The 7,875-nt window shown below is 49.8% G+C and carries 7 protein-coding genes and 1 riboswitch; of the genes, 5 read left to right on the forward strand and 2 right to left on the reverse strand.

All coding sequences use genetic code 11. From position 1 onward, the window contains the following. Positions 1-283 precede the first annotated feature (283 nt). A complete protein-coding gene (locus tag HMPREF9069_RS02875) occupies positions 284-1,069 on the reverse strand; it encodes a hypothetical protein (RefSeq protein ID WP_021625628.1) in 786 nt (261 codons plus the stop codon). 237 nt (positions 1,070-1,306) lie between these two features. Between HMPREF9069_RS02875 and HMPREF9069_RS02880 the strand changes: the two genes are divergently transcribed. From HMPREF9069_RS02880 to HMPREF9069_RS02905, 5 genes are all read left to right on the forward strand, one after another. Further along, positions 1,307-3,490, forward strand: a complete 2,184-nt coding sequence (locus tag HMPREF9069_RS02880) for a family 78 glycoside hydrolase catalytic domain (protein ID WP_021625630.1) — start codon at positions 1,307-1,309, stop codon at positions 3,488-3,490. A 518-nt stretch (positions 3,491-4,008) separates the two neighbouring features. After that, a riboswitch (TPP riboswitch) is annotated at positions 4,009-4,119 on the forward strand. Positions 4,120-4,166: 47 nt separating this feature from the next. Continuing rightward, positions 4,167-4,505: a thiamine-binding protein gene (locus tag HMPREF9069_RS02890; RefSeq protein ID WP_021625632.1), complete on the forward strand. Its 339-nt coding sequence runs from the start codon at positions 4,167-4,169 to the stop codon at positions 4,503-4,505. A 10-nt stretch (positions 4,506-4,515) separates the two neighbouring features. After that, positions 4,516-5,298: an ABC transporter permease gene (locus HMPREF9069_RS02895; protein WP_021625633.1), complete on the forward strand. Its 783-nt coding sequence runs from the start codon at positions 4,516-4,518 to the stop codon at positions 5,296-5,298. Continuing rightward, positions 5,298-6,347, forward strand: a complete 1,050-nt coding sequence (locus HMPREF9069_RS02900; protein ID WP_021625634.1) for an ABC transporter substrate-binding protein — start codon at positions 5,298-5,300, stop codon at positions 6,345-6,347. The genes HMPREF9069_RS02895 and HMPREF9069_RS02900 overlap by 1 nt, the downstream gene beginning before the upstream one ends. 2 nt (positions 6,348-6,349) lie before the next feature. Beyond that, on the forward strand, positions 6,350-7,165 hold the full coding sequence (locus HMPREF9069_RS02905; protein ID WP_021625635.1) for an ABC transporter ATP-binding protein: 816 nt from the start codon (positions 6,350-6,352) through the stop codon (positions 7,163-7,165). A 216-nt stretch (positions 7,166-7,381) separates the two neighbouring features. Here HMPREF9069_RS02905 and HMPREF9069_RS09370 read toward each other — a convergent pair. Then, positions 7,382-7,875, reverse strand: a 494-nt coding sequence (locus HMPREF9069_RS09370) for a DUF5684 domain-containing protein (protein ID WP_021625636.1), incomplete at its 5' end; no start/stop codon positions are given.

Raw genomic sequence — 7,875 nt, forward strand, 5'->3', positions numbered from 1 at the left:
TTTGAAAGGCAGCTATTTTCCCGTGTTTTGCCGCACTTTTTGGTTTTAACAAACTCGCTGGTAGATGACATATGTCCATATTTCAAACATAAATATCTTATCCAATAACAGAGCTAAATGGCGCAAACCGTCTCTCAGAGCGAAGAGGGGTGTGATCAGAGGTTTTCTACCGAGTGGTTTTGCTTGATTGAAATTTCACCCAAACTGAGGTTGGGATAGATTTGCACCTATGTTTAGGCAAGCAGAACGAGATGCAGGTTGACAGTTCAAGACGCCTTGCAGCTTACCAGTCACTGCTCCAGTCAGTATCGCTGCTGTCCCAGCCACCAAAATCAAAATCCCAGTCGTTATCGTCCCAGTCATCGTTATTCCAGTCATCGTCACTGGTTTTGGATTCATAGCGAGGAACGTTCGAATCGGATAAGTCAGAGGTATTCTTGCCCTCAAAATACTTGTCGGCATTGTTTTCCAGCACGTCAGGTACATCAGAGGCAGAGGTCCAGTCGTTGCCAATTGATTGGTACCAACCATGGTCGTAGTAGTAATAGTCGTTGTTATAACGGTAGTAACCCTTGCTGTGCGCACCAGCAGACATTGTCGCTACAACAATGGTGATAATGACAATGATGATTAGGGCTAAGACAATACCTTTTGCGGTGTTTGATTTGTCAGAGCTGTTTTGGTGTTGTCTCGATCTGCCGCTTTGCTTGCGATCCAAAATTTCGGCACGCATTTTTTGATAGATTTCGTTGACGGCATATGCTTCGTCGTCGCCTGAATAACGAATGACGCGGGAGCCGTCAGCTTTGTTTTTATAGACAATAAAATTGCCATCCGTCGGGTTTTTGTAAATGCCAAAAGCGCGAGGCTCCTTGTAATCCTGTCCAATGAAAAAGCGCATCTTTTCCAGCGGAAGCTTGTGCGCGTGGGCAAAGGCAAGCAACTCTTCAATGGTTTTTGGCACACCGTGGCCACTGCGAGTCATATGTTCGTTTGGCGCCCCGCAATACGGGCAACGTTCGTCAGTCTCATCGATATAGTTGTCGCAAAAATCGCATTTAACCTTCATGTGACAGCCTCCTCGATGAAGCGTTGGGGGGTGAGAATGTGGTGCTTGCTTGAGAATAGTGTATCCTAGCCCACTCAAAGTGGGTGAGACTGTTAATGTTGCGCACGCGAACGTTTGCAAATTGCAGTTAGGCGTATCGCGTTAGAATGGATATGTGCATTACCTGCGCAAATTCGGCGTATGTTGCGTTGGCTGGCGCGGAAAATGTCTCGACACAGATGAGGCATAGGAGGAACTATGACATATGCACTGGAGACTGCTACTTGGATTTCGGGACCTGAGTTTGACTATGGTTCAGATGGAGCAGGCTACTTTGATGGACATCACAATCATATTGTGAAGACTGATTTTGACTGCGATACGCCCGAGGGCGCGACGTTGGAGATTGCTTCGCTGGGCTATCGTGTGGCGCGCATCAATGGTCAGCGCGTGGGTAAAGACGAACTGGCGGGGGAGTGGACGCGCTTTGACAAGTTAGTTTATTTTGACCGCTACGATATTTCTGATTTGTTAGTAGCTGGCAAGAATAGTATTGAAATAGAGTTGGGCAATGGTTGGTATAACCCTGCTCCAATTCCTTTGCAGGACAAGCAGAGCCTGCGCGATAGCTTAGCGGAAGTGGGTACGCCTCAGGTATTGGCCGCGGTTGTTGCTGCCGATGGCTCGACGTTGACCTGCACTGATGCAAGCTGGGTTTGGTGTGAGGGACAGCTGACTTTCAACAATCTTTATCTTGGTGAGCATCGGGACCTAGGATTTGAGGGGGCAGAGCAGGGCGCGGTTGTTGCACGGCCCAATACGCGCGTATTGACACCGTCGGTGGTGCCCGCATGTTCGCGTGAAGGTGTGGTTATGCCAGGCGTAGCACGTGAATTTGCTGATGGCATTTTGATTGATATGGGCCAGATGCTCGCAGGCATTATTGAATTCCGCTTTCACGTACGTGCTGGTCAGAAGGTCACCATCAACTATGCTGAGCAACTCGATGAAGAAGGTAGGTTACTCTTCCCTGCAAATGAGATTATTCAGCAGGACGTGTTGACCTGCATTGAGGGCGAGAATTTCTTTACCAATGAGTTTTGTTGGCATTCCTTCCGCTACGCCTTTGTTGAAGGGCTTGCTATGGAGGATTTGGAGCGCTTTGATGCCTACTATGTGCATACGGCGCTGACCCAGACGGGAGATATTGTCACAGACAATGCCTCTTACCAGCAGCTATTTGATGTTGCGCGCCGTACAAAGTTAAACTGCATCCATGGTATTTGGGAGGGCAGCGCGCATGACCGTTTTGGCTACGGTGGCGATATGGTTGCGCTGTTCAATTCGAATGCTTTTCTTTTTGATACGGAAGGTCTGCTGGACAAGACACTTGGTGATTTCTCGCGTGATCAGACTGCACGAGGTGGTGTACCTGCGACAGTGCCTGGAGCTGGCGTTGGTAGTGCGTGTCCTGCGCCTGGAGAAGGTCCGCTGTTGTGGCAGCTCGCCTATCCCTATTTGGCCGTTCGAGCAGATCAGTGGTACGGCAGAAAGGATCTGCTTGAGCGTGAATGGCCTCAGCTGGAGCGCTTCTCTCAGTATTTGTTGAGTTTTGATCCAGCCGAACTTGCCCAGTTTTGTCTAGGCGATTTGGGTGGAGTTGGCGATAGCGATGGCGAGACACCCGACCATGAGTTTGTTGGTTGGTGTGCGATTTTATGGGCTTTGGGCTGTGTAGATGAGGTTGCTATTCGCCTAGGCAAGCAAAACCAAACGCTCGAAGCAGCTATCGAAAAGCTGCACAAACAAATTGTTGAGCGTTTTGCCCATGCTGATGGCAGTTTTGGTGATAGTACGCAGACCTCATATGCTTTTGCAGCGGCATTGGGTCTGGGAGATCGGTGCAAGCTCACCCATAAGCTGGCAGATGCAATTCGTGCAAACGATGGCGTTGTGAGCTGCGGCATGTTTGGCTCGATGCTTGCTTTTGATATGCTCAATCGTTTTGGATTAGACGAGTTGGTTGAAGGTTGGCTGCTGCGTGAGCAATCCCCGAGTTTCTTGGATATGCTATCTGAGGACTCTGGTTCGCTTAAGGGGAGCTGTGGGGGCCAGATTATCTCGCGCAACCACGCGATGATGTCGGGTTATGTGCAGTGGATGGCGCAGGCGCTAGGTGGTATACGCGTGGCAGATGATGCGGTGGCGGCAAATCATCTGGTGATTTCGCCTTTCTTCTCGCCCAAGACAAACAGTCTGACCTGCTCGTATGTGACGCCGCGTGGACAGATATGCGTGGGCTGGGAACGGCAGGTAGCAGGTATTGCGCTGACAGTGACCGTGCCTGCGGGGACGGCAGCAGACGTTTGGGTTGATGGTGCTATCACCACAATTCCTGCCGATAATGCGCCAGTAACTCAGGCTTTCCTTATCGAAGCATAGTCCGCGCCTAGGATCTGCCTGCTTACCCACCAGATCTGCCGGCCTGCCCTCGCTGGCCGGCGGCTCTGCTTTTCAAAAGCCACACTCCATTTCATGCCAGGTACCAAAAGCCACGTTCTACTTCACTTTTTTAGCCAAAAGCCACACATCTCTTCACGCCCAAAAAATCTACCTGCGCAAACGTCAAGTCCTTTGAAACAGAGTGTGGCTTTTGACATTTTTTCTGAAATGATGTGTGGCTTTTGACAAGCAGAGCCGTGTTAGTTGAAAGAATGTGTGACATTTGACAAGCATCGCCGTGCGAGATGAGATGGAGTGTGGCTTTTGGCATTTGAGGGATCCGAGAAGCACAACTGCTAGTCAGCATGAAGCCTTCCTCTGAAACTTTTCTGCGTTTGCGCAGGTCGGATTTTCGTAAATTCAGAAACTTATTTAGTTTAGTAAAAAGTGTCAGGGGAATGCTCATTTTGGTAGCAATGAGAGTGAAGTATCGTGTATCTCCCGCTGCGTGCTACCATACGTCTATAAAGGGGGGCTGGCGCACGCCGGCTGAGATTGGGTCCAGTGCGACCCTGACCCGTAGACCTGATCTGGGTAATGCCAGCGTAGGGACCAGCGCATACGAGGGGTCCCGCAATGGCGCGGGACCCTTTTCCTGCGCCGGAAAGGAGAGCAGATGAACTGCTCTGTAGCAATTCAGTATCTTCCCATGGATACCACCAGCGATGAAGAAACTTGCCGTATTGTAGACGCGGTCATTGCCTACATCGATTCGACAGGGCTGGACTATTTTGTTGGACCCTTCGAGACTGCCATCGAAGGCGATTACGATGCGTGTATGGAGTGCGTCAAGCAATGCCAGCTGGTAGGTGCCGCTGCGGGCTGCGGGCATGTAATGACGTATGTCAAGATTGATTACAAGCCCACGGGTGATGTCATGTCCACCGAGCACAAAGTGGGTAAATATCACGCGGACGATCCCGAGTTTGCTACGGCCAAAAAGTCCGCTGCGTAATCGTCAACTCATGTTTAATTTCTCAAGCAAAACTCATCGTCGGCGTCTTGTGGTGCCTAGCATAGCCATCATTGCTTTGCTTGCCTTTTGGCAACTCGCCTGTTCGGCGGGTTGGGTGCCGGGCTTTATGTTGCCCAGTCCCATCCAAGTGGTACAGGCACTCATCTACGATGCTGCTCTGCTTGCTAGCCACTCAATAACGACACTGATAGAAGCGGCTTTGGGTCTTGCCATCGGCGTGGCACTGGGTTTTGTAGTCGCTGTGCTTATGGATCGCTTTGAGACGGTAGCCCTTGCGCTCAATCCTCTGGTAACGATCAGCCAAACGGTGCCTACGGTTGCCATTGCTCCTCTGTTGGTGCTGTGGTTTGGCTATGGCCTTGCGCCAAAAGTTATCCTCATTGTTATTTCGACCTTCTTTCCGATAACAGTGTCACTGGTTGCAGGATTTCGCTCGGTGGATCCTGACCTCATTGCACTTATGCGTACGATGGGTGCCTTGCGGATGCAAGTGTTTATCAATGCAAAGCTGCCTGCTGCACTGGAGTCTTTCTTTTCTGGATTACGTATTAGTGCTACATATGCCATCGTCGGTGCTGTTATCGCTGAGTGGCTCGGTGGTTTTGCGGGGCTTGGCGTTTATATGACTCGTGTCCGCAAGTCATTTTCGTATGACCGAATGTTCGCCGTAATTCTTCTTATTTCAGCTTTGTCGCTGCTGCTCATGAGGGTTGTTGATCTTATGCAGCGATTGGTAATGCCTTGGCTTAAGGCAGAAAGGAACGACCAATAATGAAGCAAATCAAATTTTCTCAGGGTATTTCTCGCCGTAATTTTCTTGCTGCTAGTGCAACTGCGGCAGGTAGTTTAGCGCTTATCGCCTGTGGTGCTCATACGGGAAAAGAAAATGCAGCAAGCGGTTCTAGTGCGGCTCAAAAAACAACAAAGCTGACCTTTTGCCTAGATTACACACCCAACACCAATCACACGGGCATTTATGTTGCTGCTGCAAAAGGTTACTTTGCCGATGAGGGCCTTGAGGTGGAGATTGTGCAGCCTGCCGAAGACGGCGCTGATGCAATGATTGGTACTGGTCAGGCTCAGTTTGGTGTGTCCTATCAAGACTATATTGCTAACGATATTGCTGGAGGCAATACAGGCATTACGGCGATCGCCGCGATGGTACAGCACAACACCTCAGGCATTATGTCTCGCAAGGAAGACGACATTACTCGTCCCAAGGCGTTGGAGGGTCATAAGTACACCACCTGGGAGATGCCCATCGAGAAAGCTACCATGAAGCAAATCGTCGAAAAGGATGGGGGCGATTGGTCCAAGGTATCCTTGGTACCCTATACCACCAACGACGATGTTGCAGGCCTTCAGTCAAAGATGTACGACGCCGTGTGGGTGTACGAAGGTTGGGCCGTACAGCAAGCTGCCTTGCAGAAAGTCGATGTGAACTACTTCTCCTTTATCTCGATTGACGAGACCTTTGACTATTACACGCCTGTTATTGCAGGCAACGTTGACTATATGAAGAAGAACCCTGACGTTGCCAAGGCGTTTTTGCGTGCAGTCAAGAAGGGCTATGAGTTCTGTGTTGACCATGCAGATGAGGCAGCAGATATTTTGTGCAAGCAGGTACCCGAACTTGATGCTGACTTGGTAAAGAAGAGCCAAGAATTCCTCGCAAGTCAGTATACGGCTGACGCTACTAGCTGGGGCGTTATCGATCCTGCTCGTTGGAGCAGCTTTTATAAGTGGCTCAACGATAATCAGTTGGTAGAAAAAGAGCTTGATGTAAATGCGGGCTTTGACACTCAGTACCTCGAGGCATAACTATGAGTTCTGCAGCCTTTGAAAATGCTCCTGTTTTTGCAGATGGTGTTATGACGGTGCCCGCTCTGGAAGCGCAGCATCTGAGCTTGTCTTGGGACGGGTCGCACGTTGTTGTAGCCGATGCAAATATTACGGTGGGTACTGGTGAAACTGTCTGCATGGTGGGGCGTTCAGGCTGTGGAAAAACTACAATTTTGCATGCTTTAGCTGGGCTTACACAACCTATGGAGGGACGAGTTCTGCTTCACGGGAAAGATGTGACAGGCACTCCAGGTCATGTGAGCTACATGTTTCAAAAAGATTTGCTTATCCCCAGCAAACGGGTGTTGGACAACGTGTGTCTGCCGCTGACGCTCAAAGGTATGAGCAAAGCGGTGGCGCACAAGCAGGCCCGACCGTTGCTGGGGCGTTTTGGTTTGGCGGATACCGAAGATAAGTGGCCATCGGAACTTTCGGGTGGCATGCGTCAGCGCGCTGCTTTTTTGCGTACGTACCTGATGGGCAATGATGTGATGTTGTTGGACGAGCCGTTTTCAGCACTCGATGCAATTACCCGCAAAGACCTACGCGAATGGTTTGTGTCGGCAAGTCGGGAGCTTGGCGTGGCATCGCTGATGATTACTCATGATGTAGACGAAGCAGTTGCTGTGGCAAGTAAAGTGTATGTGCTGGGTGGAAATCCATCTGCAGGAAAACCAAGTCATATTGTGGGTGAGGTTTTAGTGCAGCGCGAGACGGGGTCGAGTGACGTTGACTTTGAGCTCACTTCTGCTTTTTTGGAAGCAAAGCGCGCGGTTCTCGCCCTGCTTAACAGGTGATTCACGCGTTCTCCTTCTGCCGCGTTCGCGAATGCAGATGGCTCATGTTTCTTGTAGTCCCTTGCGTAAATGGTTCACGTTTCGGCATCCATTAACAAAGACGGTTCATTCTTCGGGTTTTCATAAATGCTGACCTGCGATTTTGTGGAAGGACAGACCGAAGCTTGAACCATCTGCGGAGCAGTGGATCAGTGCAACGGAGCAGTACGAAAATGATTACTTCATAGAATCAAAAGGATCACTGGGTGTTGCACTATAGGGTGTGCGTGGCTGCGGGCACTGATAGCTGTAGTCACCAAACGCTAAAATCGGTAAGAAGATAAATGGCAGCAAAATAATGCCAACGGCAAACCCAACGCCTTCGCCAAATGCTGCCGCTAGATGTACCATTGTGATAATCCAAAGCACAAGGATTGATAGCGAAAGTAGCCCTGCAGTGGCAATTATCAAAGAAGAGCTATTTGAGGTAATTGCCTTGCTTATAAGGGTGTCGGCTACAGTCACCGCAACCAATGCAATGGTAATTTTGTCATCAGAGTTGGCAATTTTGCCCAGAATATAGCTGTTGTAGTAAGGAACAATTGCAGACCAGCCTGGCTTTCCCGCCTTGGTAAAAATCTTCCACATGGCGATGATGACGAGTGCCGCAAGTACTAAGACAATAAGAAGAAAGACTCCCAGAATACCCATAATGCCCAGAACAAGACTTG

Source organism: Atopobium sp. oral taxon 810 str. F0209 (genome assembly GCF_000466405.1).
Lineage (GTDB): Bacteria > Actinomycetota > Coriobacteriia > Coriobacteriales > Atopobiaceae > Olegusella.

Coding starts and splice junctions, on each gene's coding strand:
- HMPREF9069_RS02875 (WP_021625628.1), bottom strand. CDS start 1,069: ATGAAGGTTAAATGCGATTTTTGCGACAACTATATCGATGAGACTGAC.
- HMPREF9069_RS02880 (WP_021625630.1), top strand. CDS start 1,307: ATGACATATGCACTGGAGACTGCTACTTGGATTTCGGGACCTGAGTTT.
- HMPREF9069_RS02890 (WP_021625632.1), top strand. CDS start 4,167: ATGAACTGCTCTGTAGCAATTCAGTATCTTCCCATGGATACCACCAGC.
- HMPREF9069_RS02895 (WP_021625633.1), top strand. CDS start 4,516: ATGTTTAATTTCTCAAGCAAAACTCATCGTCGGCGTCTTGTGGTGCCT.
- HMPREF9069_RS02900 (WP_021625634.1), top strand. CDS start 5,298: ATGAAGCAAATCAAATTTTCTCAGGGTATTTCTCGCCGTAATTTTCTT.
- HMPREF9069_RS02905 (WP_021625635.1), top strand. CDS start 6,350: ATGAGTTCTGCAGCCTTTGAAAATGCTCCTGTTTTTGCAGATGGTGTT.